Annotated in this window: 32 protein-coding genes and 1 pseudogene; 19 read left to right on the forward strand and 14 right to left on the reverse strand. The window is 64.1% G+C overall.

Annotated features, from left to right (window positions below; translation table 11 throughout):
• The first annotated feature begins 16 nt into the window (after positions 1 to 16).
• The 3 genes from minD to ABID59_RS05255 all read left to right on the forward strand — a co-directional run bounded on the left by minD (position 17) and on the right by ABID59_RS05255 (position 1,487).
• Complete coding sequence (minD, locus tag ABID59_RS05245; RefSeq protein WP_148755936.1) at positions 17 to 832, forward strand: septum site-determining protein MinD; 816 nt, start codon at positions 17 to 19, stop codon at positions 830 to 832.
• Positions 829 to 1,110 carry a cell division topological specificity factor MinE gene (gene minE, locus ABID59_RS05250; protein WP_148755937.1) on the forward strand — a complete coding sequence of 94 codons (282 nt, stop codon included), beginning with the start codon at positions 829 to 831 and terminating at the stop codon, positions 1,108 to 1,110. The genes minD and minE overlap by 4 nt, the downstream gene beginning before the upstream one ends.
• A gap of 191 nt (positions 1,111 to 1,301) precedes the next feature.
• On the forward strand, positions 1,302 to 1,487 hold the full coding sequence (locus ABID59_RS05255) for a hypothetical protein (protein WP_234682669.1): 186 nt from the start codon (positions 1,302 to 1,304) through the stop codon (positions 1,485 to 1,487).
• 45 nt (positions 1,488 to 1,532) lie between these two features.
• Here ABID59_RS05255 and ABID59_RS05260 read toward each other — a convergent pair whose 3' ends face one another.
• The 4 genes from ABID59_RS05260 to ABID59_RS05275 form a co-directional block, all read right to left on the reverse strand.
• Complete coding sequence (locus tag ABID59_RS05260; RefSeq protein ID WP_354082664.1) at positions 1,533 to 1,787, reverse strand: hypothetical protein; 255 nt, start codon at positions 1,785 to 1,787, stop codon at positions 1,533 to 1,535.
• A 101-nt stretch (positions 1,788 to 1,888) separates the two neighbouring features.
• Complete coding sequence (locus ABID59_RS05265; RefSeq protein WP_148755940.1) at positions 1,889 to 2,281, reverse strand: hypothetical protein; 393 nt, start codon at positions 2,279 to 2,281, stop codon at positions 1,889 to 1,891.
• A 177-nt stretch (positions 2,282 to 2,458) separates the two neighbouring features.
• On the reverse strand, positions 2,459 to 2,689 hold the full coding sequence (locus ABID59_RS05270; RefSeq protein ID WP_280706853.1) for a DUF6894 family protein: 231 nt from the start codon (positions 2,687 to 2,689) through the stop codon (positions 2,459 to 2,461).
• 368 nt (positions 2,690 to 3,057) lie between these two features.
• Positions 3,058 to 4,086 (reverse strand): hypothetical protein, encoded by a 1,029-nt coding sequence (locus ABID59_RS05275; protein WP_354082665.1) that lies wholly within the window; start codon positions 4,084 to 4,086, stop codon positions 3,058 to 3,060.
• A gap of 340 nt (positions 4,087 to 4,426) precedes the next feature.
• Between ABID59_RS05275 and ABID59_RS05280 the strand changes: the two genes are divergently transcribed.
• On the forward strand, positions 4,427 to 5,023 hold the full coding sequence (locus ABID59_RS05280; protein ID WP_502916780.1) for a L,D-transpeptidase: 597 nt from the start codon (positions 4,427 to 4,429) through the stop codon (positions 5,021 to 5,023).
• Between the two features lie 61 nt (positions 5,024 to 5,084).
• Here the strand turns inward: ABID59_RS05280 and ABID59_RS05285 are convergent, their stop codons facing one another.
• Together ABID59_RS05285 and ABID59_RS05290 are read right to left on the reverse strand one after the other, a co-directional pair.
• Positions 5,085 to 5,519 carry a COG4315 family predicted lipoprotein gene (locus ABID59_RS05285; protein ID WP_354082667.1) on the reverse strand — a complete coding sequence of 145 codons (435 nt, stop codon included), beginning with the start codon at positions 5,517 to 5,519 and terminating at the stop codon, positions 5,085 to 5,087.
• A gap of 185 nt (positions 5,520 to 5,704) precedes the next feature.
• Positions 5,705 to 6,163: a MarR family winged helix-turn-helix transcriptional regulator gene (locus ABID59_RS05290; RefSeq protein ID WP_148755945.1), complete on the reverse strand. Its 459-nt coding sequence runs from the start codon at positions 6,161 to 6,163 to the stop codon at positions 5,705 to 5,707.
• 98 nt (positions 6,164 to 6,261) lie between these two features.
• Here ABID59_RS05290 and ABID59_RS05295 point away from each other — a divergent pair, with 98 nt between their 5' ends.
• From ABID59_RS05295 to ABID59_RS05315, 5 genes are all read left to right on the forward strand, one after another.
• Positions 6,262 to 8,184: an FAD-binding monooxygenase gene (locus ABID59_RS05295; protein ID WP_354082668.1), complete on the forward strand. Its 1,923-nt coding sequence runs from the start codon at positions 6,262 to 6,264 to the stop codon at positions 8,182 to 8,184.
• A gap of 140 nt (positions 8,185 to 8,324) precedes the next feature.
• The gene (locus ABID59_RS05300; protein WP_354082669.1) at positions 8,325 to 9,302 is read left to right on the forward strand and encodes an SH3 domain-containing protein; all 978 of its coding nucleotides are present in this window, start codon (positions 8,325 to 8,327) and stop codon (positions 9,300 to 9,302) included.
• Between the two features lie 163 nt (positions 9,303 to 9,465).
• Positions 9,466 to 9,744: a hypothetical protein gene (locus ABID59_RS05305; RefSeq protein ID WP_187435425.1), complete on the forward strand. Its 279-nt coding sequence runs from the start codon at positions 9,466 to 9,468 to the stop codon at positions 9,742 to 9,744.
• A 129-nt stretch (positions 9,745 to 9,873) separates the two neighbouring features.
• Positions 9,874 to 10,251, forward strand: coding sequence for a hypothetical protein (locus tag ABID59_RS05310; RefSeq protein ID WP_354082670.1), 378 nt, complete (start codon positions 9,874 to 9,876; stop codon positions 10,249 to 10,251).
• An 87-nt stretch (positions 10,252 to 10,338) separates the two neighbouring features.
• Positions 10,339 to 10,656 carry a hypothetical protein gene (locus ABID59_RS05315; protein WP_354033427.1) on the forward strand — a complete coding sequence of 106 codons (318 nt, stop codon included), beginning with the start codon at positions 10,339 to 10,341 and terminating at the stop codon, positions 10,654 to 10,656.
• A 10-nt stretch (positions 10,657 to 10,666) separates the two neighbouring features.
• On the opposite strand, the gene ABID59_RS05320 is transcribed toward ABID59_RS05315, so the two are convergent.
• The 3 genes from ABID59_RS05320 to ABID59_RS05330 all read right to left on the reverse strand — a co-directional run bounded on the left by ABID59_RS05320 (position 10,667) and on the right by ABID59_RS05330 (position 12,452).
• The gene (locus ABID59_RS05320) at positions 10,667 to 11,236 is read right to left on the reverse strand and encodes a TetR/AcrR family transcriptional regulator (protein WP_354082671.1); all 570 of its coding nucleotides are present in this window, start codon (positions 11,234 to 11,236) and stop codon (positions 10,667 to 10,669) included.
• A complete protein-coding gene (locus tag ABID59_RS05325; RefSeq protein ID WP_354082672.1) occupies positions 11,236 to 11,580 on the reverse strand; it encodes a DMT family transporter in 345 nt (114 codons plus the stop codon). Before ABID59_RS05325 ends, ABID59_RS05320 begins: the two co-directional genes overlap by 1 nt.
• A 206-nt stretch (positions 11,581 to 11,786) precedes the next feature.
• The gene (locus ABID59_RS05330) at positions 11,787 to 12,452 is read right to left on the reverse strand and encodes an O-methyltransferase (protein ID WP_354082673.1); all 666 of its coding nucleotides are present in this window, start codon (positions 12,450 to 12,452) and stop codon (positions 11,787 to 11,789) included.
• 98 nt (positions 12,453 to 12,550) lie between these two features.
• Between ABID59_RS05330 and ABID59_RS05335 the strand changes: the two genes are divergently transcribed.
• From ABID59_RS05335 to pdxY, 3 genes and pseudogenes are all read left to right on the forward strand, one after another.
• Positions 12,551 to 13,195 (forward strand): TetR/AcrR family transcriptional regulator, encoded by a 645-nt coding sequence (locus ABID59_RS05335; RefSeq protein ID WP_354082674.1) that lies wholly within the window; start codon positions 12,551 to 12,553, stop codon positions 13,193 to 13,195.
• 57 nt (positions 13,196 to 13,252) lie between these two features.
• Positions 13,253 to 13,333, forward strand: a pseudogene (locus ABID59_RS05340) (FMN-binding negative transcriptional regulator); the annotation flags it as partial.
• Between the two features lie 48 nt (positions 13,334 to 13,381).
• A complete protein-coding gene (gene pdxY, locus ABID59_RS05345; RefSeq protein ID WP_354082675.1) occupies positions 13,382 to 14,194 on the forward strand; it encodes a pyridoxal kinase in 813 nt (270 codons plus the stop codon).
• Positions 14,195 to 14,202: 8 nt separating this feature from the next.
• Here pdxY and ABID59_RS05350 read toward each other — a convergent pair whose 3' ends face one another.
• Complete coding sequence (locus ABID59_RS05350; protein WP_354082676.1) at positions 14,203 to 15,543, reverse strand: M15 family metallopeptidase domain-containing protein; 1,341 nt, start codon at positions 15,541 to 15,543, stop codon at positions 14,203 to 14,205.
• A gap of 317 nt (positions 15,544 to 15,860) precedes the next feature.
• On the opposite strand from ABID59_RS05350, the gene ABID59_RS05355 reads away from it, so the two are divergent.
• Together ABID59_RS05355 and ABID59_RS05360 are read left to right on the forward strand one after the other, a co-directional pair.
• Positions 15,861 to 16,025, forward strand: a complete 165-nt coding sequence (locus ABID59_RS05355) for a Flp family type IVb pilin (protein ID WP_187435426.1) — start codon at positions 15,861 to 15,863, stop codon at positions 16,023 to 16,025.
• Positions 16,026 to 16,183: 158 nt separating this feature from the next.
• Entirely contained in the window at positions 16,184 to 16,438 is a 255-nt protein-coding gene (locus ABID59_RS05360; RefSeq protein ID WP_148755954.1) for a hypothetical protein, read from the forward strand.
• A gap of 61 nt (positions 16,439 to 16,499) precedes the next feature.
• Here the strand turns inward: ABID59_RS05360 and ABID59_RS05365 are convergent, their stop codons facing one another.
• Positions 16,500 to 16,733, reverse strand: a complete 234-nt coding sequence (locus ABID59_RS05365; RefSeq protein WP_354082677.1) for a hypothetical protein — start codon at positions 16,731 to 16,733, stop codon at positions 16,500 to 16,502.
• On the opposite strand from ABID59_RS05365, the gene ABID59_RS05370 reads away from it, so the two are divergent.
• A complete protein-coding gene (locus ABID59_RS05370) occupies positions 16,732 to 16,878 on the forward strand; it encodes a hypothetical protein (RefSeq protein WP_354082678.1) in 147 nt (48 codons plus the stop codon). The two genes, ABID59_RS05365 and ABID59_RS05370, sit on opposite strands and share 2 nt — an antisense overlap.
• 151 nt (positions 16,879 to 17,029) lie before the next feature.
• On the opposite strand, the gene ABID59_RS05375 is transcribed toward ABID59_RS05370, so the two are convergent.
• Positions 17,030 to 17,290: a hypothetical protein gene (locus tag ABID59_RS05375; RefSeq protein WP_148755955.1), complete on the reverse strand. Its 261-nt coding sequence runs from the start codon at positions 17,288 to 17,290 to the stop codon at positions 17,030 to 17,032.
• A gap of 210 nt (positions 17,291 to 17,500) precedes the next feature.
• On the opposite strand from ABID59_RS05375, the gene ABID59_RS05380 reads away from it, so the two are divergent.
• On the forward strand, positions 17,501 to 17,911 hold the full coding sequence (locus ABID59_RS05380) for a VOC family protein (protein ID WP_148755956.1): 411 nt from the start codon (positions 17,501 to 17,503) through the stop codon (positions 17,909 to 17,911).
• A gap of 25 nt (positions 17,912 to 17,936) precedes the next feature.
• On the opposite strand, the gene ABID59_RS05385 is transcribed toward ABID59_RS05380, so the two are convergent.
• On the reverse strand, positions 17,937 to 18,287 hold the full coding sequence (locus tag ABID59_RS05385; protein ID WP_354082679.1) for a zinc ribbon domain-containing protein YjdM: 351 nt from the start codon (positions 18,285 to 18,287) through the stop codon (positions 17,937 to 17,939).
• 209 nt (positions 18,288 to 18,496) lie between these two features.
• Entirely contained in the window at positions 18,497 to 19,333 is an 837-nt protein-coding gene (locus ABID59_RS05390; RefSeq protein WP_354083107.1) for a PhzF family phenazine biosynthesis protein, read from the reverse strand.
• Between the two features lie 88 nt (positions 19,334 to 19,421).
• Here ABID59_RS05390 and ABID59_RS05395 point away from each other — a divergent pair, with 88 nt between their 5' ends.
• The 3 genes from ABID59_RS05395 to ABID59_RS05405 all read left to right on the forward strand — a co-directional run bounded on the left by ABID59_RS05395 (position 19,422) and on the right by ABID59_RS05405 (position 21,822).
• A complete protein-coding gene (locus ABID59_RS05395) occupies positions 19,422 to 20,093 on the forward strand; it encodes a hypothetical protein (RefSeq protein ID WP_354082680.1) in 672 nt (223 codons plus the stop codon).
• A gap of 318 nt (positions 20,094 to 20,411) precedes the next feature.
• Positions 20,412 to 21,236 carry an FkbM family methyltransferase gene (locus ABID59_RS05400; protein WP_354082682.1) on the forward strand — a complete coding sequence of 275 codons (825 nt, stop codon included), beginning with the start codon at positions 20,412 to 20,414 and terminating at the stop codon, positions 21,234 to 21,236.
• Positions 21,237 to 21,540: 304 nt separating this feature from the next.
• Positions 21,541 to 21,822: a hypothetical protein gene (locus ABID59_RS05405; protein ID WP_354082683.1), complete on the forward strand. Its 282-nt coding sequence runs from the start codon at positions 21,541 to 21,543 to the stop codon at positions 21,820 to 21,822.
• Positions 21,823 to 22,060 lie beyond the last annotated feature (238 nt).

Raw genomic sequence — 22,060 nt, forward strand, 5'->3', positions numbered from 1 at the left:
AAAGGAGACATTTCAGATGAGTAAGGTACTGGTCGTGACATCAGGCAAGGGCGGGGTCGGCAAGACCACGACGACCGCCGCGCTGGGCGCCGCACTGGCGCAACGCGGCGACAAGGTCGTCGTCGTCGATTTCGACGTCGGCTTGCGCAACCTCGACCTCGTGATGGGCGCCGAGCGCCGCGTGGTGTTCGACCTCATCAACGTGGTGCAGGGTGTGGCGAAACTCCCGCAGGCGCTGATCAAGGACAAGCGGCTTGAGAACCTCTGGCTGCTGCCGGCCTCGCAAACCCGCGACAAGGACGCGCTGACCGAGGAAGGCGTCGGCAAGGTCATCGACGACCTGCGCAGCCGCTTCGACTGGGTGATCTGCGACAGCCCGGCCGGCATCGAGCGCGGCGCCTCGATGGCGATGCGCTTTGCAGACGAAGCCGTGATCGTCACCAATCCGGAAGTCTCCTCGGTGCGCGATTCCGACCGCATCATCGGCATGCTCGATTCCAAGACGGTGCGGGCCGAGAAGGGCGAGCGGGTCGAGAAGCACATTCTCATCACCCGCTACGATCCCTCGCGCGCCGCGCGCGGTGAGATGCTGACCATCGACGACATTCTGGAAATCCTCGCAACGCCCTTGCTCGGCATCATTCCGGAGAGCCAGGACGTGCTGAAGGCCTCCAATGTCGGCACGCCGGTGACGCTATCGAACGCCGAAGGCGCGCCTGCGCGGGCCTATATCGACGCGGCGCGGCGGCTGTGCGGCGACACTGTGCCGATGCAGGTGCCGACCGAGCGCAAAGGCTTTATGGATCGTCTGCTGCGACGGAGGGCTGCATGAGCATGGGTCTGCTCCGGCTTCTCCGTGGCAACAAGGCGTCCGCACCCGTCGCTCGCGAACGGTTGCAGATCCTGCTTGCCCATGAACGCGGCCAGCGCGGCCAGCCCGATCTGCTCGGTGTGCTGCGCGAGGAAATTCTCGCCGTCGTCTCCAGGCACGTCACGCTGGATCCGACCAAGGTGATCGTGCGGCTCGAACGCGGCGACGAGGTCTCGACCCTCGAGGTCGATATCGAAGTGCCCAACGATTTCGAGCGCAAGCGCGTGGCGGTCGCGTAGGGGACGCGACTGAAACTGAGTGGGTGATCTGGGGTGGGTGAGAAGGCGGTCCGCCGGGCATGGCGGACCGCCTTTGTTTTTGGTTTTGCGGGCCGCGTGAGCGGAACGCGACACGCGGCTCGGTCGTTGTCAGCACTCCGGGGGGCGCGCGGGAGCGATGCACCGGGGCTACGTCAAACGGGAGAGCGCTCATGATGTCCGAGGTCCAGGTCCACACCGTCGCGCGGCAGATGCTGGAACGGCATGGCTTTGCTGCGATCGCGAAGGCCGCGGAGCAGGCGCAGGCTTGCGAGGGCCGCGGCGAGGCCGACGAGGCCAAGGAATGGCGTCATATCGCGGACGCCATGAAGATCATGCGCGGTCCTGCCCACAGCTGATCCGCGATCAAGCAGGTTAAGGCCTGCCGGTTCCCGCTCGGGAGCCTAGTGTTCGCCCTGGTCGGCGCCTTGCGTCATCGGCTTATGCTGCGTCTGCGGCTGCGCGCGCTCGCCGGTCTCCTTGCAGGGGAGCTGCTCCCAAGAGCCGTCCGCCGCCTGCTGATAGGCGCTGCAGGATGATGACGATGAGATCGCCTTGTCCTCACCCTTCTGGGCATCGGAATTCTTCGCGACGGCCGGGGCGGTCAGCACGGTGCTGATCGCTAGAGCTCCGGCCAAAACGAGATGGGCAGTTCGCATGGGGGTCTCCTGTTCGAAGACGCCGCATGCTGGCGAGGATTGTGACGATTATTGGCCGCGACGGCGGTTCCGTCGCGGCGTGCTTAACGGCGAGGGAGTGCCTAGCCGCCCTTGCTGCGGATCAGGCCGGCAAGGCTCGTCTTCTGCTTTTCGCACCAATTGCTCATGCCCAGCCGGCGCTGGTCGAGATCGGTCGCTTGCGTCGCCACCGCGACCTCGGCCATGACGTCGTCGGCCTGCTTCTCGCCCATCTTGCCGCCGGTATGCATGAAGGCGATCGCCTTGCGCACCTGCTCAGTGGTGCCGTCGGGCAGCTGCATCTGCTGCGCCTTCTGCACCAGATCCTGATAGACGACGTCCGTGCCCGGACACTGGACCTTGGCGGCAAAGGCCTGCAGGACCAGTGTCACGTAGGTCGAGCGCGGATGCTCGTCAGCCGCTTGGGCTGGAGCCGCGATCAGCAACAGGCCTGCTATCAGGAAAGGGGTGCGCATCCTAGGGTCCTCCGCGTTTTTTTGGGAGGCTAGCGTCCGGCGCGCCGCAGCGCAATAGTCGCCGGCGGATTGCCGCTGACGAACTGGTTCGAAGCGCCGGTGCTGGACACTCTTTTTCGACGCGTTTTCTTTACGCGAACCGGCACGTTCACTTCGCTCAAAAACGCTACGGCCGGGCTAGCGACGCCAGGCCGGCACGGGATCGAGCGGCGTGCGATAGACCTCGTTGTGATCGCGATCGGTGACGCGCACCGCGCAACCCTTGCGCTGCAGCTCAGGCTTCACCTGCGACAGCTCGCTAGCCAATTGAACGGCGCGATCGGAGGCGACCTCGATGTCCTCGAGGATGATTCCGCCCTGGTTCTTGAACTCTTCACCAACCACGAGATCGAAGGAGTAGTACGGCATCCGAATTTCCCCGGTGTGACGACCCAAATCCTCAGACGAAGCCTTCAACGGAAGTCTTCAAAACGAGAGCGATCATACCACTGAGTCGATATCTATCCGATGAACGGAGCGCGCAATCTCTGTGCTTATGGCGCAGAAATGATGTGCAACATCCGAGTGCTTTAAGATTTTATTAAATATGTCGGCCTGATCATAAGGCATCGAATTGCAGCAGAACCGGGCTCCGGGAACCGGCAGCTGCAAGAGAAGGCCGGCGGCATAAATCCCGACGGCCTTTTCTCATCGCGCCGAGCTGCGTATCACCGTAGTTGCACGGATTCACATCGTCACATCGAGTCTGACAGCTTGCGTTGTCGTTCGATGCAGGCCTAGTGCACCGGCATCGGTGGACGCACGACAGGTCCGTCATCATCGGCAACGGCTTGCGTCGTCGCGACCGGTGGTGCCACCGGCGGCGGGACGGCGGCAGCTTGCGACGGCGGAGGTGCGAGCGGCGGCGAATAAGCCGGCATGTAGGTATGCGACACGACCGGCTTCGGCTTGCGGACAGGCGGCGGCATCGACCCCGGAGCGCGCGGTGGCAGCGCAGACACGCGCGCGCGTGGATCGAGCGGCGGTTTCGCTTCGGCGACCGGCTTTGGCGCTGATGACTTCGCCATCTCGCGCACCATCTGCTCCTGGCCGGCCTTCAACTCGGCGATGTTCGCCTTGAGCTGCTCGATCTGCTGCGCCATTGCGGCGATGTCGCGCGTCATCGACTCCACTGTTTGCGACTCCACTGTTTGCGTGGCATCGGCTTGTGTCGCGGCGGGCGTGGCAGCAGGCGTGACAACTGGCGCTGCGGGCGCCGCCGCAGTCTGGTCGGCGGCCTGATCCTGTGCGACGGGCGGGACTGCCTGCGCGGCTGCAACCGGCGCTGTCTGCGACGTCGAAGGCAGCAGCGACGCCAGAGCCGGTGTCCATTCGGCGAGCATCTGCGTCGCGGTATCGCCGTGCTTCTCCCAGGCGATCGTGGCAGCGGCGCTGCCACCTGCAAACAGGAACGTGACGAACGCGCCGCGCAACCACTTACCAGCAGTCGATCGCTTCGGCCGGCTGCGACCATCGCTGGCCGTCACGCGCACGGCGGTGTCGACCGAGGGCGCTGCCGCTTGCGGCTTCGAGACGGGAATGAATTTCGGCTCCGGATGAATCTTCGGACTAATCTTGGGTTCCGGCACGAACTTCGGCTCAGGACGGGCCGTGAACGCGGGTGCAAGCGTGGCCGCCTCGCTGCTCACGCGCGAACCCCGCACCATTTCGGGTGAAATCTGGACGGCGTCGTGCGGATCGTTGTTGCTGACCGTGTCCTTCACGATCTCATCGACAATCTGCCGGCTGTTCAACGTCGCGAGCATCGCAGCTCCTCTGAAGATTGGTCGTCCGCATTGGCGCGAGCCGATCTGTTGCATGAGCTCACCCCAAATCTAATCAGGTTGGCCCGATGTGGCACGAGTCCAGCCGGGTTTGACCAAAGCAAGGCGAGGCGATGGAGACATCGCGACGGTCTTCCGCCGTTTGTGGTGACGGAACCCGGGCAGCCGAACACGGCCACGTGTTCCGTGCTGCCATGTTTTCAGCACGATTTGGGCAGCATCTACGGGGGCTGGGGGCGCTGCTATCCGCTATCGGGGGCCGGCGGTGCCAAAATCTCTACTCGCTTTGTTCGTGCTTGCCTTGCTGCCGCTCGGCGGCTGCATGCAGACGACGCTCTCGCCATCGACGGATGCGAGCATGACGGTGCGCGACCGCCAGTTGCTGGCGCACACACCTTACGCCCAGGCGAATGTGCCCGAGCAATATCTCCGCCACATCGTCGATTATCCGCGCAAAGAGCAGCCGGGCACGATCCTGGTCGATACCGATGCGCGCTACCTCTACTACGTGCTGCCCGACGGCAAGGCGATCCGCTACGGCGTCGCGGTCGGCGAAGAGGCGATGGCTTTCTCGGGCGTCGCGCGCGTGGGTCGTCTGGCGGAATGGCCGGACTGGGTGCCGACGGCAGAGATCCAGGCGCGGTTGGGGCCGTACCCGGCGCGCGTGGCCGGTGGTCCCGCCAATCCGCTGGGCGCGCGGGGCATCTATCTCTATGTCGGCAACAAGGACACGCTCTACCGCATTCACGGCACCAACCAGCCGGAATATATCGGGCAGGCGATCTCCTCGGGCTGCATCCGGATGCGCAACGAGGACGTGATCGATCTGTTCGACCGGGTGAAGCTCAACGCGACCGTCGTGGTGCTGCCACCCGGGCAGAACGCGCGGGTCGAGGCAGGGCCGAGCTGGCGCGGGTGAGGCGGCCGATCTGACCTGTCGCTTCCGCCGCGGGCGGCGACGGACGCGCGCCGTTCCGGCCCTAATCCTCTGGCCGAGCGACGCGCCATTGCAACGTTGTGGCTATGCCATTGGCTTCGCCCGGCGCCTTGTCGGCCACTGACATGTAGAGGGGACGGTAGCGGAAGGCCCACATCTTGCTGCCGTCGTTGCGGGTAATCGGCGTGAAATCGCCGGTCGCTTGGGCATTCGCGGGCGCAGCAAGCGGAATCCAGGCCTCAGCGCATTTGCCGTCACAGCTCGACGTCTTGCCGCTGGTGTCACGCTCATAGAAGTAGAGCGTCATGCCCTTGAGATCGACGAGCTTGGGGCCCTGCTTGGTCAGAACGTAGCGCGCGGGGACGGGCACCGCCTCGGCCTTCGGCGCAGCAGGGGCTTCGCCGCCGCCATGCCCATTCGCGAACGCATGACCGGTAGACAGCGCGATGACCGCGGCGGCAATGACGAACCTGAACATCCGAAGCTCCAAACCGGCAAAGTTAATCGCGCGTTAAGCGCAGAATTGGAGACGACGGTAGCAACTGAAGGTTAGTTCCAGGTTTCGCGGCACTGTGACAGATGCGGGCAAAACTACGGGGTTATGGCTTTTTGTCTATCGCGTTTTCTTGACGCGAACCGGTACCCGCTTCGCTCGGACGCGCTTTAGGCCTCGCGCAGGGGCGCGCGGCTGAGCTCGTTGCCGGCGGCGATGGCCTTGCGCAAGAGCCGCATCAAATCCCCACCTTCCTTCGCGCTGAGACCGCGCAGCATTTTCTGCTGCGCGGATTCGACCGCGGGCGTGATCTTGCGCAGCGTTCGGCGGCCCTCGTCGGTGATCTCGAGCTCGCGGGCGCGGCGGTCGCGGCTACTGGCGCGACGCTCAGTGAGGCCCTTCTGCACGAGGCGATCGACCACGCCGGTGATGGTGGTCCGGTCATAGGCGATCAATCCTGCGAGCGTGACCTGGTCGAGCCCCGGATTGGCCTTGATGGTCGCAAGGGCCGCGTACTGCACCGGGGTGAGATCGAACCCGGCTTCGCCGACCTCGGCCAGAAACACGGCGACCGCGATCTGCTGGAACCGCCGCGCCAGATGGCCGGGCATATCGTTGTTGTCTTTCACCGAATTCTCCGCGAGCAGGGATGGCGGCTATCATTGACAAGTATACTGATAGTCAGCATACTGATCAATATCACAAGACGTCAACGGGAGAGGTGCTCATGCAATTCCATCTCAATGGATTCCAGCCGGGCGATCCCGAGATTGCCGATCCCGCCGAGCGCGTTCAGGCCTCGGGCGCTATCGGCGCCGTGCCCGACGAGGTTGACGTCCTCATCGTCGGCTGTGGCCCCGCGGGCCTGACGCTCGCGGCCCAGCTCGCGCAATTCCCTGATATCAAGACCTGCATCGTCGAGCAGAAGCCGGGCCCGCTCTTGGTCGGCCAGGCCGACGGCGTCGCCTGCCGCACCATGGAGATGTTCCACGCCTACGGTTTCAGCGAGCGCGTGCTGAAGGAGGCCTATTGGGTCAACGAGACGACGTTCTGGAAACCGGACGAGGCCGCACCGGAGAAGATCGTCCGCAGTGGCCGGGTGCAGGACGTCGAGGACGGGCTGTCGGAATTCCCGCATGTCATTCTTAACCAGGCGCGCATCCATGACGGCTTTCTCGACGTCATGCGAAAGTCACCGGCCAAGCTCGAGCCCTATTACGGCAGGCGTCTGCTTGACCTCGAGGTCGATGCCGCCGCGGGGCCCTCCGACCATGCCGTGACGGTGGGCCTCGAATGCGTCGATGCTGCCAACGAGGGCAAGGTCGAAACCATCAGGGCGCGCTACGTCGTCGGTTGCGACGGCGCGCGCAGCACGGTGCGCAAGTCGATCGGCCGCGAGCTGCATGGCGATTCCGCCAACCAGGCCTGGGGCGTGATGGACGTGCTGGCGGTGACCGATTTCCCTGATATCCGCTTCAAGGTCCTGATCCAGTCGGCGAAGGACGGCAGCCTTCTCATTATTCCGCGCGAAGGCGGCTACTTGGTCCGCCTCTATGTCGAGCTGGCAAAGCTCGACGTCGGCGAGCGCGTCGCCAACCGTGACATCACGGCCGACGACGTGATTGCGAAAGCACAGCGGATCCTGAAGCCGCATACGCTCGAGGTGAAGGAGATCGCCTGGTGGTCGGTCTACGAGATCGGCCAGCGCCTGACCGACAAGTTCGACGACGTGCCGGAAACCGAGATCAACACGCGTTTGCCGCGCATCTTCATCGCCGGCGATGCCTGTCACACCCACAGCCCGAAGGCGGGGCAGGGCATGAACGTCTCGATGCAGGACGCCTTCAATCTGGGCTGGAAGCTCGCCTCCGTCCTTCGCAAGCAGAGTGCACCGAGCCTGCTGCATTCCTATTCGGCCGAGCGGCAGGCGGTGGCCAAGGAGCTGATCGAATTCGATCGCGAATGGGCGGGCATTCTCGCTTCCGCGGCCAAGGCAGGCGGCGCCGATGCCGCCAAGACGCAGGATTATTTCGTCAGGCACGGCCGCTACACCGCGGGCACGGCGACGCATTACACGCCGTCGATCCTCACCGGCGCGGCCTCCCATCAGCATCTCGCGCAAGGCCTCGTCATCGGCACGCGCTTCCATTCGGCGCCAGTGATCCGGCTCGGGGATGCGAAGCCTGTTCATCTCGGCCACGCGGCGCACGCCGATGGCCGTTTCCGCATCTACGCGTTCTCCGGCGCCGAAGACCCCGCCGCTGCCGGCTCCGCCATTCGCGCGCTGTGCAATTTCCTCGCCGAGGCCAGGGAATCGCCGCTCAGGCGATACACGCCAGCCGGTGCCGACATCGACGCCGTGATCGATCTGCGTACGGTGTTTCAGCAGGACCATCGCGCGCTCGCGATCGAGGCGATGCCAACGCTGCTGCTGCCGCGCAAAGGGCGCTACGGCTTGCTCGACTACGAAAAGATGTTTTGTCCGGACCTCAAGAGTGGTCACGACGTTTTCGAGATGCGCGGCATCGATCGGAAGGCCGGCTGCATGGTCGTGGTGCGTCCCGATCAATACGTTGCACAGGTGCTGCCGCTCGATGATTTTGCGGCGCTCGCCGCGTATTTCGACGCCTTCATGTTGCAGGTGAACTGAAGCGTGCTCCGCCGATGAATGGCGGATGAATATTGAACTGCGCGCGCGGCGCGCCTCTCAATCTTTTGGCTGATACGACCTTTGCGCGCGGAACGCTTCGTTCCGTTCGTGCGTTCCGCCTCTCAGAGGAGGACTTTGCCATGAGATTGAAAACCGCTTTAGTTGCCGCATTGCTGCTCGCGCCGACGGCCGCATTGGCCGCGCCGGGCATCGTCACCGTCTCGACCGGCCTGCGCGCCGGCCCGGGGGCGGGCTTTCCGCTGGTCGACCGCGTCCCCGAGGGCGCCCGCGTCAACATCCATGGTTGCCTGCGTGGCAATGCCTGGTGCGACGTGAGCTTTTCCGACGATCGCGGCTGGGTGTCGTCGCAATATCTCGAATACCTCTACCGCAATCACTACGTCTATCTTCCCGACTATGCCGATGAGGTCGGCGTGCCCGTCGTCCCCTTCGTGCTGAGCTCGTACTGGTCGAGCTACTACGAGGGGCGCCCCTGGTATCGCCGTCACGCCTACTGGAACAACTACTGGACCTCGCATGAGCGCTTTGCGACGCGGATGACGATCGATCCGCGCGCCGCTCGCATCGGACGCGCGGCGACGCGTGACGCTGCGGTCGCGCTAGGCCGCGACGCGCATGCCAGCGACAACGTTAAGGGTAATGTCGCAGTCTCCGGCCGTGATGCCGCGACGGCGCGGCATGATGCGGCCATCGCAAAGCGCGACGCTGCGGTTGGCGTCGATCGCAATCGTGCCGAACGGAGCCAGCGTTTCGTCAACGAGCGGACCGCGGTGCAGGGTCGCAATCCCCGTGATGCGCAGGCGCGTATGATGCACGAACAGGCGGCAAGTCGCGCCGCAGTCCACGCGCAGCCTGTGGCGCGTGCACATGAAGCGCCGCGCATGTCGGCTGCGCCGGCGGCCCGGCCCGTGACGCCGCATATGGCTCAGCCGAATGTCAGCCACGCTGCGCCGATGAACGCTCATGCGCAGATGCCGGCGCCGCGTGCGGCCGCGCCTGCGATGCCGCATCCCGGTGGAGGCGGCGGCGCTCCGCACGTCAATGCGGCTCCGCACGGCGGCGGCGCGCCCAGCGGCCCGCAGAAGCACGAGCATTGAGCAATGAAAGCCCGGCCTTCGCGCCGGGCTTTTGCTTGGGTTAACCCGGTTCCGTGCGCGTACAATTTAAGAAAGTTCTTCGCGGGCAGATTTCATCGATCGTAATATGTGTATCCAAAGCTGTAAGCATCCACTCGGGGCAGCGGGGCACGGGAGGATGAAGATGAGACAAAGTCAGGCGGAGACGCGCCGCCAAAATGTCGCGAAGCGGTCGATGACCAAAGAGGCCAAGCAACTGGCCGGCCTGATTGCCGGCTTGCGCAAATCTCTCGACGGCATCCACAAGGAGCGGACGAGCACAAAGCTCTCCGGCGCCGAAATGGGGCTGCTCGATGAGCGCCGCAATAACTTATTGCTCACCATTGCTGCCCTGGACGATCGTCTGTCAGCTGTGCAGGGTCTGATTGATCTCGGCCGTCCACACATCATCCGCGTCCACTGAGCGGATCGGCTCGGCATTATCGGTTCCGTCGCGGCGGCGATGGGCCGGCGCCAGGCTGGCGGCTCTGCACCGCATAAGGGTTAGCACGGCACTCGGCCGTCGCGGATTCAGGTCTGCGCGGTTGCGGGCATGGCGGCGAACAAGCTCCCGGCAAGCAGAATCGCGCTCATGACGCTGCGCATGGTTGACATCCGTCGCTCGGCGGAACCGGTGCCGGCGCACAATGCTGCCGCGGAGAGCACCAAATTGCCACGCTCCCGGCGAATTGCCGCCAAAGCCCGCTGCCACGAGGGAGAACGGGTGCAGGGCAACGCAAGGGGACAAGCATTGGCCTATAAAATGATCGCAGAACGCGACAATGAGAAGTACAGTTTTGCGCGCGAGAGCCGGTTGCTCATCGTGGCGAAGGCAAAGGTTTGGGCGAGCGAAGGGTGGCGGGTCGTCATCACCGATCAGGACGGCAAAGCGTACGCACCGCCGGAGTTCGATCAGTTGCTGGCGGCGTGATCGCGAGGCGCGGGCTAGGGGACGACATTGAGATCGCAAATTCGACCGGGGCGCGCATTCGTCGCGCCTCTGGTGATTCTTGGGACCATGGCCGCAGCCGCGATCGTGCTGACGACACCGCTTGCGTCCGCGCAAAATCTCGACGCCGGCAAATCGCCCGAAAAGCTCTTCGCCGACGGTTGCACGGCCTGCCATCGCAGCCCGCGGGGGCTTGCGAAAGGGCGCTACACCCTGACGCTGTCCTGGTTCCTGCAGGACCATTATTCGGCCAGCTCCGATAGCGCCAAGGCGCTCGCGGCCTATCTGGTGTCGGTCGATACGCCGCCCGCAAGTGCTTCGGCGAAATCTGGCGCAAAGTCAGGCCGATCCAAGCCGCGTCCGCCCAAGCCGGTGCAGAGCCAGTAGTCGTCGCCGGCTACCCGCGCCGATAAGTTTGCGCGATCAGGCGGTCGTGCACGGCGCGCCAATCTGCGTTCATGCGGGTCTGTCCCGTCGTGACGAAAGACAGCCAGGCGCCGTCGGCGGCCAGACGCACGATCTGGAACTCTGGCGCCGCATCGGTTGCACGGTGGCGTTTCAGGCGCGCTTTCATCCAGTCGTTCCAGAGCTTGCGCAGCGACGGATCGGTGACGACCACCATGCTCAGCGCCGCCCAAGGCGTGGCGAAGCCGAACGCCTTGCCGGTGAACACCGCATTCACATAAGCGCGCGTAAAGCTGCCGAGCGGCTTGGGATCCGCCTCGATGGCCGCGTCGATCTCGGCATCGACGCGGGCGAGCAGATCGGCGAACAGGCCCTCGATCAGCGCCTGCTTGCTCCCGAAATGATGAAACAGCCCGCCCTTGGTGACGCCGGCCGCCGCTGCCACCGCTTGCACGGTGACGCCGGAGACGCCGTGGTCCATGGCGATCGCCGCGGCGTGGTCGAGCAGGGCGCGCCGCACCTGCTCGGGCTGCTTGGCGCGGGTATAGGCACTCGCCGGCATCAATGCGCCGTCGTCTGCGAGAACAGGTTGATGACCACGACCCCGGAAACGATCAGGGCGATACCGACGAAAGCGGCGGCGTCCAGCATCTGGCGGAACAGCACGAAGGAGACGGTGGCGGTCAGGATGATGCCGACCCCGCCCCAGATCGCATAGGCGATGCTCAAGGGGATGACCCGGATCGCGACGGAAAGCGCGTAGAACGAGGCGACATAGAACAACACCATTGCCAGCGTCGGCCAGGGCCGGGTGAACTGCGCGGACTGCTGCAGGAAGGCGGACGCCGTCACCTCGAGCATGATGGCGAGGGCAAGTGCGGCATAGGAGGTGAAAGCGGGCGTCATGGCGGTCTCGGTCGTGGCGCGCGAAAGATACCGCGCGGTAGGTATGTTTAGCACGCGCAACATGGCTTTTGTCGGGAGCAAATATCACGTGTGAGTGACGAGGCTGCGACAGCGGGTCTGACCACCTCAGGGGGCCGATCACACATAGCCGCCGCGCGAGGGATCGCGCGGCAGCTCCGAGCCGTCGTGAAGCGTTCGATGCGGCCCTAGCTGATCCGTACGGTGAGTTCGACGTCCTCGGCGAAGGGCGTGGACATGTAGCCGTTTCCGGGCTTACGGACGCGCGCGAGATAGTCGGGGCTGAAGTCGGCGTTGTCGGCGACGATGATCGCGCCCGGCTTCAGACGGTCTTCGATCAGATCGAGGATATCCGGGTAGAGCGCTTTGGCGCCGTCGAGCAGCACGAGATCGATCTGATCGGGCAGGTCCCTGCTCAGCGTCTTCAGCGCATCGCCTTCACGGATTTCGACGAGATCGATCAGCCCGCCGGCCGAGAGGTTTTCGCGCGCCCGCGCCGCCTTGGATGGCTCGAACTCGCTGGTGATGAGACGGCCGCCGCCATTGTCTCGCAAGCCTGCCGCAAGGTACAGCGTCGAGATGCCGAAGGAGGTGCCGAACTCGACGATCGTTCTGGCACGTGAGCTGCGCGCCAGCATGTAGAGCAGGTGACCGGTCTCGCGTGAGACCGCGAGCGGGGCGTCCTTCAGGCGTGCGTAGAGGTCGCGGTAATCGGTCTTGCTCTGCATCATCCGTGTGCGGTCGGCGTCGGTCACGTCGGCGAAGGCGGCTCGCGTTGCGCCGCGTGCTGCTTCGTCCTGGTCGAACAGGCGATCCAGCAACGGCGCAAGCGAGGTGATGGTTGGGATGGTCATTTCGTGTCTCCAGAGTTCGCGGCAAAGCGTGGGCTTGCGTGCGAAATGAAATACGACTAATTCGTCGCATTTCCTATTCGCATTCCCCCGAGCGCACTATGGCCGATCGTCGAAGCCGTTCAGTTTCCTCACGAAAATTGCCGCAACAGGTCCGCTCCAACGAGCTGGTGGCGGCCATTCTGGATGCCGCTGTTCAGGTCCTGGCGAAGGAGGGGGCGCAGCGTTTTACCACCGCGCGGGTGGCGGAGCGGGCCGGGGTCAGCGTCGGCTCACTCTATCAGTATTTTCCGAACAAGGCGGCGATCCTGTTCCGCCTGCAGAGCGACGAGTGGCGAAGCACGAGCGAGCTCCTCCGCGGCATTCTCGCGGACCGTGCGACGTCGCCTCCGATGCGCCTGCGCGCGCTGGTCCACGCCTTCATACGCTCCGAATGCGAGGAGGCCGCGATCCGCGGCGCGCTCAGCGATGCCGCACCGCTCTATCGCGATGCGCCGGAGGCGCGGGAGGCGCGCGCGGCCGGCGAGGGCATTGTCGCAGCCTTCATGAGCGAGGTGCTGCCAAAGGCCTCGGAGGCGACGCGCGAGCTCGCCGGAGAGCTGATCAAGACGACGCTGGCCGAGGTCGGCAAGCGGTTCTCGGAGACGCCGCACAGCGAGGCGGAGATCGCGCGCCATGCCGACGGGCTGGCTGACATGTTCTGCGCCTACCTCGATGAGCTTGCGCGACGCGGAAGTTATTCCTGACATCTGCGTTTGCAGCCCAATATCGTTTCGGACTACTGGGGATCATGGGTTAGCGGGCGGTCGGAGGAGACCGGGCACCGGAGGCTGGCGCGGAAGATGCAGGCGCTGCGGCCAGGGCTCGGGTACGACGCTCCGTGATCCGGGCTATGCTTGCCACATCCAGCTTTTGACCCTACGGACCTCTGCATGCTCATCATCTCGATTCAAAGCCAGGTGGTCCACGGCCATGTCGGTAACAGCGCGGCAGTCCACGCCATGCAGGCGGAGGGCGTCAACGTCGCTGCGGTGCCGACGACGCTGCTGTCCAACCATCCGCGCTATCCGACCTTGCGTGGGCGGGTGCTCGACGCTGAGCTGGTCGCCGATCTGCTGCGAGGTGTCGAGGAGCGGGACCTTGTCGACGAGGCGGCCGTGCTCGTCACCGGCTATCTCGGCTCGCCCGACAACGCCGTCGTCATCGCCGATTTTGTCGAGCGCGCGCTGTCGCGCAATTCGAAGCTCGTCTATCTCTGCGATCCCGTCATCGGCGACGACGGCCGCGTCTATGTCGCCGACGGCATTTTGGATGTGGTGCGGCATCGCTTGTTGCCTGCGGCACATCTGATCACGCCGAACCAGTTCGAGCTCGAGCTGCTCTCCGGCGTCAAGATCGCAGACACGGACGACCTGCGTGCTGCAGCGGCTGCGATTGCGGCGCAACGCCGGATCGACGCCGTCGCCACCGGCTGCACCCTCGTCGACACGCCGGCGGGGCAGGTGGAGACGATCCTGTGTGCTGACGGGCAATTGTCGCGCTTTGCGACGCCGCGCCTGCCGATCCGCCCCTATGGCACCGGCGATCTCCTCACCGGCCTGATCGCGGCGCACCTTGCCAAAGGCACGGCAATCGAGGCGGCGGTGCGGCTTGCGGTCGAGACCATCTTTGCCGTGCTCGTTCGCACGCAAGCCGCAGGATCGGCCGAGATGCGTCTCGTGCCGTTGCCGGCCTCAGGCACGTAAAGCTCAGATCAGGTCGCGCGCTTCGCTGCAGATTGTGCCGATTTCAGCGGTTTTGCGGGGCTCTTCTGCTCGCGCACCGCTTGCGCCTTCGGCCGCCTGGCGCTGGCCACCGCGCGCGCCTTCTTCGGCTTGGTGTTGGCAGCTTCCTTGCGGTCGGTCGCAACGCCGCGCTTCGAGATATATTCCTGACCGTCGATCGGGCCAACATGCGGCGGATCGCGGTCGAGATAGGGCCGGCCGATGCCGAGCGCCTTGCCATTGGCATCCACCCACTTCCATAACGCCTCGGTCGAGACCCAGCGCTGCGCGCGGTTGTCGCCCTTGGTGCTGACGATGTCGGCCGCCATGCCGTGGCCGTAGCCGCCGCGAAGGCTGCCGCCGTGATAGGAGCGGTTGGAGGCTGCCTTCAGGCCGCTCGCAATCTCCTGGCGATAGTCGTCACGGAACGCGCTGGTGATTCCCGGCGACAGACCGGCAGCTTCTGCCGTGAGCAGCATGCGAAACAGCTTCTGCTTGAAGCTCTTGTCCATGCCGCCGATGACGTAATCCATCAGCGTCATCTTGGCGTGGTCGGCCGCCTTCGGATCCTTCCAGGCAAAATCCTCGTCGACGAGTTTGGTGAAGCTCCGCATCACCGTGACCATCTTGCCCTTGCGCTTGACGGTGACGGCGCGGCGGTCCTCGACCTTGATGGAATCTTCCTTCGGCGTGCGCTGATAGAGCGCCCAGAGATAGCGGTCGATACAGGCATCCATGACGAAGCATTCATCGAGCACGGCCACGGTGTCGGCGGGCGGCGACGCCTTGCTCTCGGCCACGGGCCCGCTCGCGATCGCCGCGGGTGACAGAGCCTCCGACGGCACGACGTCGCCGGGATCGGCGGACGCGAGCTTGACGGTCGGCTCGGGTGCGGGTGCAGCTTCGCTTGCGACGGGAGCAGCTTCGTTGGTGACGGCGGCAGCCTCGCTTGCGACCGGAGCCGGTTCAGGTGCGATCTGGGGTGCGGGTGAGACCGCCGCGACCATGTCAGTTGGATCGGCCGAGGCGAGCTGGACAGCGGGGGCGGGTGCCCCGGGCGGTGGTGCTTCGACCAGTGCTGCGCTTGGTGTCGCAGCCGCGGCGGCGGCGATGTCGGCGGTCAGGGCGATGCCATCGTCGATCGTCGCCGCGCGCGGGATATCGGCAAGCTCAAGGTGGGTGAAATCTTTGGCGCGGGAGACGGCGGCTGCATTGGCGCCGCTGTTCTCGATCAAAGCAGGGGCATAGGCGGAGAGGGAGAGCGCCAGCCAGCCGACCATCACGGCCGAGGGGCACGAGACCGCCACAAGAAGAGACCGCCGATCATTCATGATCCCTGCCTCCAAGGTTCGTAAGCGAACCAGATTGCACAGCCAAGCACGCGGCGCGTCAATTGTTCGGAGGACGATGTGGCGGTGCAATGGCGTAAATCCCCTGGAAAGGGCTTTTCGCGCCAGGTGTTGCCTGAATGCAACTTTGGTTCCCGCAGGGGCCGGCGTCCGTGGACGGGAAAAGCCAGGGAAAATCGCCTTCGGATGCTCATAAAATTGAACTATCCAAATTCACTCAATCTTGGATTGTGGAGGTGCATTGCTCGCGTGCCGTGCCGGCAACGTCCGGTAGATCTGGGAAGGATATGCTTGTGAAATTGAAATGCTTGTTGGTTGAGTTCGCGTCCGATGAATCCGGTGCCACAGCGATCGAATATGGCCTGATCGCAGCGGGCATTGCGCTCGCGATTATTGAAGTCATTTATGCGCTCGGCACCAATCTTGTCGCAAAGCTGCAATCATTGGCGACCGCTTTGAAATAGGGCGTTGTCGCCTCCTCTTTGCGAGCAGTACGAAAGGGCGTGCGGCGCGTTAAACATACCGTTATGCACGGCGCGCGATATTGCATTGCAGCAATGCATGTCGCAATGCAGCAAATCGGACTTACATGTGCTCCGAACTTTCTCTTTGGAGCATCACCATGAACAAGAAGACTTTGTCGATCGCGGCCGCTGTCCTCACCCTTGCGGGCACGACTGCCGCCTTCGCCGCCGAGCTGCCGGCCTATGAGGCCAACGGCATTCCGGCCTCGCCCGTGCAGGTTCGCGTGCTCGGCGCTGCCCATGTCGAGCAGCAGGTGACGGCGCCCGCCACCAGCGTGACGGCGCTCCAGGCCGCCGTGCTGACGCCGCGCAAGCTGAAGACCGCGACCGTGACCACGGGCTCCGCCCGCTGAGACCAAAGCCGTCACGACGTCATGGCCGGGCTTGTCCCGGCCATTTTTTTATCCGCGGCCGTCATGTCATCGCGACGAATTGATCGATCACACCGTGAGTGTGTTCCATCTCATGTCGCGTGTTGATGCGCTGACTGAGAATGCTTCGGCAGAAAAACTCCTCGCAACGCGCGACTTGTGTACCGGCGTTCAAAACGAGTGTGATCTCTTTAATAGTTGTTTTGCAGATCGCGGCGCTTGATGCGGGCGCCGCATATTGGCGGCCAAGAATCGTTTTCATAATGGAGACTGTCATGCCTGTTGCGCAAAAAGCCGTTGTTGTCGCCAATTCGCCGCGCGAATTCATCGTCCGGCATCTCGCAATGTTCGCAGCCGCCGCGTTGTTCGTGTTCGTGCTGAGCCTGAGCTATGGGCTCGATCTCAGCCCCGGCTTCTTCTGAGCGGACTTCAATCCGCGTTCTCCCGCGCGCCTGCCTTGCAGGGACGTGGGTTGAGCCGTAACGTCCGCCGACGTACTGCCGCAAAGGCAGAGGTAGGGCGCGCCGCGGCTAACCGCTCTTCGCCGGCGGGCCGCCCCCTCGGCAGCACGCTTTAGATCCAGTCCTTCACTCTCGGGAAGCAGGCGCGCTTGCTCGAGCTCCAGACGTAGTCCGATCCGCCGCAGGGCGGGCGTGGACGCGTGGTGGCCGGGCATTCGTTCCAGACCCGCGCGCCGGTGCCCCAGCCGTCGACCACGCAGGCGCCGGTCACGGTCGGGTGGCAACCGGGGCCGCAGAGGCCGTCGGCGTTGGCGGCGCTGACCGCGCCCAGCAGCATCATAGGTGCAAAGACCAGCGGAAGTCGGTGCCTCATCATGCGCTCCTACGTCGGCCGATGTGCGAACCTCCTGATGCGAGACCAACGGCCGTTCCACGAGAGCATAGCACCAAATCCCGCGGCAGAGAACGGCGCCGCGAGCAGGGCGACGCCAGTGCTGCGATCCGTGGCCCAGGGATCTCGCGACGAGGAACTGCCGAAGTGGTAGTTGAGGCCGACCCGCGCGATCAGGGAGCTGATGAAGCCATGACCGTCCTGCTCAACATCGACGTCCCCGACATCGAAGCCGCCACGACTTTCTACACCGTCGCGTTTGGGCTCACCGTCGGCCGCCGCTTCGGCAGCGACTTCGTCGAGCTCGTGGGCTGGCCGGCGCCGGTGTACCTGCTGACCAAGCCGGCCGGGTCGTTAGGCGCCGGCAGCGACCGCCGTCGCTACGACCGGCACTGGACGCCGCTGCATGTCGACGTCGTCGTCGACGATGTCGATGCCGCAGTCGAGCGCGCGCTGCGCGCCGGCGCCGTGCTCGAAGCCCCGGCGCGCGATGCGCCGTATGGGCGGATTGCCATGCTGGCCGATCCGTTCGGGCACGGGTTTTGTCTGCTGGCGTTCAGCGCGAAGGGGTATGACGCGTTGCTGGGCTCGCAGGACGGATGAGCGCAACGCAATCCACCCGATGCAGCTACGCCTTCTTCACGAACTCCGACTTCAAATTCATCGCGCCGATGCCGTCGATCTTGCAGGCGATGTTGTGCCCGTCGGTGGCATCCTGGAGACGGATGTTGCGGACCTTGGTGCCGCCCTTGACGACCGACGACGATCCCTTGACCTTGAGATCCTTCATCACGATGACGCTGTCGCCGTCGGTGAGCACGTTGCCATGGGCATCGCGCACGCCCGCCTCCACGGGCGTATCTGCGGCTGCGCCAGCCGCAGCGCTCCATTCATGGCCGCATTCCGGGCACATCCAGAGATCCCGGTCCTGATAGGCATGCTCCGACTGGCAGTTCGGGCATTTGGTGGCGTCGGTCATGAAGTCTGGTCTCCGGCTTGCGTGCGCGGCGCACCGTAGGGTCGAGGCAGGCAAATGCAAGGGAAAGTCGCTCGCTCCCATAATCAAGATCGCGAAAACAACCCCATGCACAGTAGAAATGCCTACGGAATTTCTAGTTTCGGCGAATCAGAATAATGTTTGACCCGTCGGGCAAAACAGGCGCATGATGCCAGGGTGCCGAAAACGCGTCAGCCGTCCATGAACCGCGCCGTCCCCGAGACCCGGATCGAGCTGCCCTTGGCCGCGCCGATCTCGGCGCGGATCAGCGAGCGCGCGCCCATGTCTTCGCCCTGGACGATGTCGATCGCACCGCCATGCGGCCAGTCGATGTCACGCAAGTAACCCGCGAACGCGGCGGCGGCAGCGCCCGTCGCGGGGTCCTCGACCACGCCGCCGGCGGCGAAGGCATTGCGGACATGGAACAGGCGCGGCGTCTCCACCGTCGCCAGCGCGATGGTGACCAAGCCCGCTTGCTCCATCAGGGAGCGGCCCCGTTCGAACTGGTACGTCATGCGCGCGAGCGCGTCGCGCGATCGCAAAACCAGCAGGGCATGATCGGCGCCGCCGTGAATGTTTGCGGGCGGCAGCTTCGGGTCGAGATCGCCGCTCGCATAGCCGAGCAGGTCCAGCAGCGCATCCCGCAGCGACGCATCCAGCGGCGCGCTGCGCGTCGGCGGCGACTGCAGCGCGGCCGCAATGGTGTTGCCCTGGCGCTGCCCCGAAACGGAAATGACCGCATCGTTCAACTGCAGCCCGAAACTGCGATCGCCGAAGCGATGCGCGAGCGCGGCACCGAGCGCGATGGTGGCGTGGCCACAGAACGGCACCTCCATCGCCGGCGAAAAATAACGCACCCGCCATCCGTCACTCTCGGGCGCGGCAAAGGCGGTCTCCGAGAAGCCGACCTCGGCTGCGATCACCTGCATCGTCGCGGCATCCGGCAAGATGTCGCCGATCCAGACCCCGGCGGGATTGCCGCCTCGGCCGCCGTCTGAAAATGCCGCGATACGAAGCACTGGCGTCATGGGATCGATCTCATTTGCCGCAGGATGGGTTGCGCTCATGCGAAACCTATCATCTTCACGAGCCGCAATTATGAGAGGTTGAGCGCTTATGGCATCCATCATCGCTGCGTGCCGCGCTGGCCGCTGGGACAAAATGGCAAAGCTGAGGCTGTCAATAGAAGATCGGGTTAGGACTGCCGCTTATCCCCGTAATACACTGAATGTCCTTTGGGGTTCGGGGTGCGTATTGGGAGGATCAATCATGGCAAGTGTTGAGCAATTGCGCAGGCGGGAAGGCGTGAACCTGGTTCAACTCGAGGCGGATATTGCATCGGTTCGCACGGGAAGTTCGATCGCTTCAATTTCTCTGCCTGATTACGTCGAGCACACCGAGGGCGTCACGCGCGTCGGTGCGCTCAGTGCAGAGGCGGTCATTCGCGACTATGAGTCCGCGGCGAAAGAGATCGAGGCCATGGGCACCGAGTTGATCGACGCCGCGCAAAAGTGCGAAGCGCTGACAGTCCAGGTCCATGATGCGATTGCCTTCATGCGCGAAACGGCCGCGGGGTATCGTGACGAGGGACGGAAGATCTTCAAGCGCATCGAAGAATGTGCGCTCTTCACCGAAGACGTCCGCAAGACATGCGAAGAGGTCAAGCGCAGAATGAAGGACGTCTCGGTCGGCGAGTCCTCCAATGAGGAGCTTGCGACGCAAGAGCGCCAGCTGACCGGGATCGCCGCCAAGGTGTCGGTGTACGAGATACCGGCCACGGAGCGATAATCCCCAGGATGGGTTTACCCCTTTGTGATATCCATCACCTTGGCGGAGCCAAGGTGATGGTATCGCTTTCGCCCTAAGGGCTCGCCAATCCGGATCGCCGTAGGGATCGACCATATAGGGCGGGGGAATCCAGAATCCTCGCGGCGGTGACCTGTTTGCCGCGAGCAGCCCGGATGGGCGCAAGCGAAACCCATCAAATAGCTGTTGTGGAATGATGGGTTTCACAAGGGCTCTAGCCATCCTACGGGATCGGGACAAGCCTCGCATAAGCCGGCATGGGGATAGTGGCCTCTACTCTGGGTTCGAGGAGATTCTGCAATGCCGATCGCGGGGCAAAAGCTGGCCTTTGTCATGGTCTCGTCCAGCCATGGAACCATGATCGTCAATCGCTTCGACTATCGTATGGTCGCCCCGGACCGCGGCTATGGCGTGGGGCATCAGATCCTCGAGGCCGCCGCATTCGATCCCGGCGAAGTCAAGATCGCGCTCGAGCTGCTGGCCTTGCGGCGCAAGCACCACGGTGACGGCGTCATCGCGATCGACTGCGGCGCGAATATCGGCGTGCACACCATCGAATGGGCCTCGGCGATGACGGGCTGGGGCTCGGTGATCGCGATCGAGGCGCAGGAACGGATCTACTATGCGCTGGCCGGCAACATCGCCATCAATAACTGCTTCAATGCGCTGGCGGTGCATGCGGCCGTGTCCTCCGAATCCGGCACGCTGCAAATCCCGAATCCGAACTATTTCATGCCGTCCAGCTTCGGCAGCCTGGAATTGCGGCCGCGCCCGAGCAACGAATTCATCGGTCAGCCGATCGACTACACCGACAACACCGTCGTCGTGCGCAAGATGACGCTGGACGAGCTCAATCTGCCGCGTGCCGATTTCATCAAGATCGACATCGAGGGCATGGAGATGGAGGCTCTCAGCGGCGCCCGCGAGACGATCAGGACATACCGTCCGATCCTGCTGATCGAAAAGATCAAGACGGATCTCCGGCAGCTCGAGCAATGGCTCATCGACAACGGCTACCGGCTGATGGGTCTCGGCATCAACATTCTCGCCATCCATCAGAGCGATGTGTGCTTGAAGGATATCAACGTATCCCAGAGCGCCGGCCCGCAAACACACGCGGCCTAGGCTGACTGCTCGATTGCGCGCCTCGTCCTTCGAGACGACCGCTTCGCGGTCTCCTCAGGATGAGGCTAAGCGGCACCGGTGCTCGTCAAAAACGACGGACGCACACTCGGTCCTCATCCTGAGGGCCCGCCAACGGCGGGCGTCTCGAAGGATGGCCACATGGGAATCGCTCCCACATGCGATAGCCCTGCGCCCAGGGCCAAGTCGCCGGAGCCGACGTCCGTCATTCATGCAAGTCGTGATCGAAATGGGCTTGCCTTGCTTTGCGTCCTTTTGCACTCTTCGCCGGGAAGGAGACCATTGCATGATGATCAAGACTGTCGCGTGTGCGCTCGGAGCGGCCGTGGTGCTGTGCAGCCTCGGGATGTCGGGTGCCGAGGCTAGGGCGCGGAGAGCCGTCGTCGTTCGCGCACCACAAGAGAGGCTCATCGTCACGGCGCCTGTGCTGAGGCCAACGCCGTGGGATTACAATGTAGTTCCGCGTTATCGCTATCGCCCTGAAGACGACCGGGTCGATCCGTACGGCCCGCCGCTGGTGCCGTCCTATGTTCGTTATGAGGGGTGGCGCTGGCCGTATTGGTGGTGAAGGGCAGCGGGGCGTTGCCGAGTTGTAGAGTCTCGTAGGGTGGGCAAAGGCGCAGCGCGCCGTGCCCACCATCTCTCTACGAATGCGACAGACATGGTGGGCACGCTTCCGCTTTGCCCACCCTACCGCACCGAACCCGCCGCTCCCTCGCGTTAACCCCCGCGCTTTGCACGGCTTGCTCAACATAACCGGCGTCTGTACCCTGCGTTGCAGAAGGGTTGGCTTTCCATCGACGGAC

This window comes from Bradyrhizobium sp. S3.3.6 (genome assembly GCF_040546905.1).
GTDB lineage: Bacteria > Pseudomonadota > Alphaproteobacteria > Rhizobiales > Xanthobacteraceae > Bradyrhizobium > Bradyrhizobium cytisi.

Excerpts from the sequence above, each read along its gene's own strand:
- minD (WP_148755936.1), top strand. The coding sequence starts at position 17 with ATGAGTAAGGTACTGGTCGTGACATCAGGCAAGGGCGGGGTCGGCAAG.
- minE (WP_148755937.1), top strand. The coding sequence starts at position 829 with ATGAGCATGGGTCTGCTCCGGCTTCTCCGTGGCAACAAGGCGTCCGCA.
- ABID59_RS05255 (WP_234682669.1), top strand. The coding sequence starts at position 1,302 with ATGATGTCCGAGGTCCAGGTCCACACCGTCGCGCGGCAGATGCTGGAA.
- ABID59_RS05260 (WP_354082664.1), bottom strand. The coding sequence starts at position 1,787 with ATGCGAACTGCCCATCTCGTTTTGGCCGGAGCTCTAGCGATCAGCACC.
- ABID59_RS05265 (WP_148755940.1), bottom strand. The coding sequence starts at position 2,281 with ATGCGCACCCCTTTCCTGATAGCAGGCCTGTTGCTGATCGCGGCTCCA.
- ABID59_RS05270 (WP_280706853.1), bottom strand. The coding sequence starts at position 2,689 with ATGCCGTACTACTCCTTCGATCTCGTGGTTGGTGAAGAGTTCAAGAAC.
- ABID59_RS05275 (WP_354082665.1), bottom strand. The coding sequence starts at position 4,086 with ATGCTCGCGACGTTGAACAGCCGGCAGATTGTCGATGAGATCGTGAAG.
- ABID59_RS05280 (WP_502916780.1), top strand. The coding sequence starts at position 4,427 with ATGCAGACGACGCTCTCGCCATCGACGGATGCGAGCATGACGGTGCGC.
- ABID59_RS05285 (WP_354082667.1), bottom strand. The coding sequence starts at position 5,519 with ATGTTCAGGTTCGTCATTGCCGCCGCGGTCATCGCGCTGTCTACCGGT.
- ABID59_RS05295 (WP_354082668.1), top strand. The coding sequence starts at position 6,262 with ATGCAATTCCATCTCAATGGATTCCAGCCGGGCGATCCCGAGATTGCC.
- ABID59_RS05300 (WP_354082669.1), top strand. The coding sequence starts at position 8,325 with ATGAGATTGAAAACCGCTTTAGTTGCCGCATTGCTGCTCGCGCCGACG.
- ABID59_RS05305 (WP_187435425.1), top strand. The coding sequence starts at position 9,466 with ATGAGACAAAGTCAGGCGGAGACGCGCCGCCAAAATGTCGCGAAGCGG.
- ABID59_RS05310 (WP_354082670.1), top strand. The coding sequence starts at position 9,874 with ATGGCGGCGAACAAGCTCCCGGCAAGCAGAATCGCGCTCATGACGCTG.
- ABID59_RS05315 (WP_354033427.1), top strand. The coding sequence starts at position 10,339 with ATGGCCGCAGCCGCGATCGTGCTGACGACACCGCTTGCGTCCGCGCAA.
- ABID59_RS05320 (WP_354082671.1), bottom strand. The coding sequence starts at position 11,236 with ATGCCGGCGAGTGCCTATACCCGCGCCAAGCAGCCCGAGCAGGTGCGG.
- ABID59_RS05325 (WP_354082672.1), bottom strand. The coding sequence starts at position 11,580 with ATGACGCCCGCTTTCACCTCCTATGCCGCACTTGCCCTCGCCATCATG.
- ABID59_RS05330 (WP_354082673.1), bottom strand. The coding sequence starts at position 12,452 with ATGACCATCCCAACCATCACCTCGCTTGCGCCGTTGCTGGATCGCCTG.
- ABID59_RS05335 (WP_354082674.1), top strand. The coding sequence starts at position 12,551 with ATGGCCGATCGTCGAAGCCGTTCAGTTTCCTCACGAAAATTGCCGCAA.
- pdxY (WP_354082675.1), top strand. The coding sequence starts at position 13,382 with ATGCTCATCATCTCGATTCAAAGCCAGGTGGTCCACGGCCATGTCGGT.
- ABID59_RS05350 (WP_354082676.1), bottom strand. The coding sequence starts at position 15,543 with ATGAATGATCGGCGGTCTCTTCTTGTGGCGGTCTCGTGCCCCTCGGCC.
- ABID59_RS05360 (WP_148755954.1), top strand. The coding sequence starts at position 16,184 with ATGAACAAGAAGACTTTGTCGATCGCGGCCGCTGTCCTCACCCTTGCG.
- ABID59_RS05370 (WP_354082678.1), top strand. The coding sequence starts at position 16,732 with ATGCCTGTTGCGCAAAAAGCCGTTGTTGTCGCCAATTCGCCGCGCGAA.
- ABID59_RS05365 (WP_354082677.1), bottom strand. The coding sequence starts at position 16,733 with ATGACAGTCTCCATTATGAAAACGATTCTTGGCCGCCAATATGCGGCG.
- ABID59_RS05375 (WP_148755955.1), bottom strand. The coding sequence starts at position 17,290 with ATGAGGCACCGACTTCCGCTGGTCTTTGCACCTATGATGCTGCTGGGC.
- ABID59_RS05380 (WP_148755956.1), top strand. The coding sequence starts at position 17,501 with ATGACCGTCCTGCTCAACATCGACGTCCCCGACATCGAAGCCGCCACG.
- ABID59_RS05385 (WP_354082679.1), bottom strand. The coding sequence starts at position 18,287 with ATGACCGACGCCACCAAATGCCCGAACTGCCAGTCGGAGCATGCCTAT.
- ABID59_RS05390 (WP_354083107.1), bottom strand. The coding sequence starts at position 19,333 with ATGACGCCAGTGCTTCGTATCGCGGCATTTTCAGACGGCGGCCGAGGC.
- ABID59_RS05395 (WP_354082680.1), top strand. The coding sequence starts at position 19,422 with ATGGCATCCATCATCGCTGCGTGCCGCGCTGGCCGCTGGGACAAAATG.
- ABID59_RS05400 (WP_354082682.1), top strand. The coding sequence starts at position 20,412 with ATGCCGATCGCGGGGCAAAAGCTGGCCTTTGTCATGGTCTCGTCCAGC.
- ABID59_RS05405 (WP_354082683.1), top strand. The coding sequence starts at position 21,541 with ATGATGATCAAGACTGTCGCGTGTGCGCTCGGAGCGGCCGTGGTGCTG.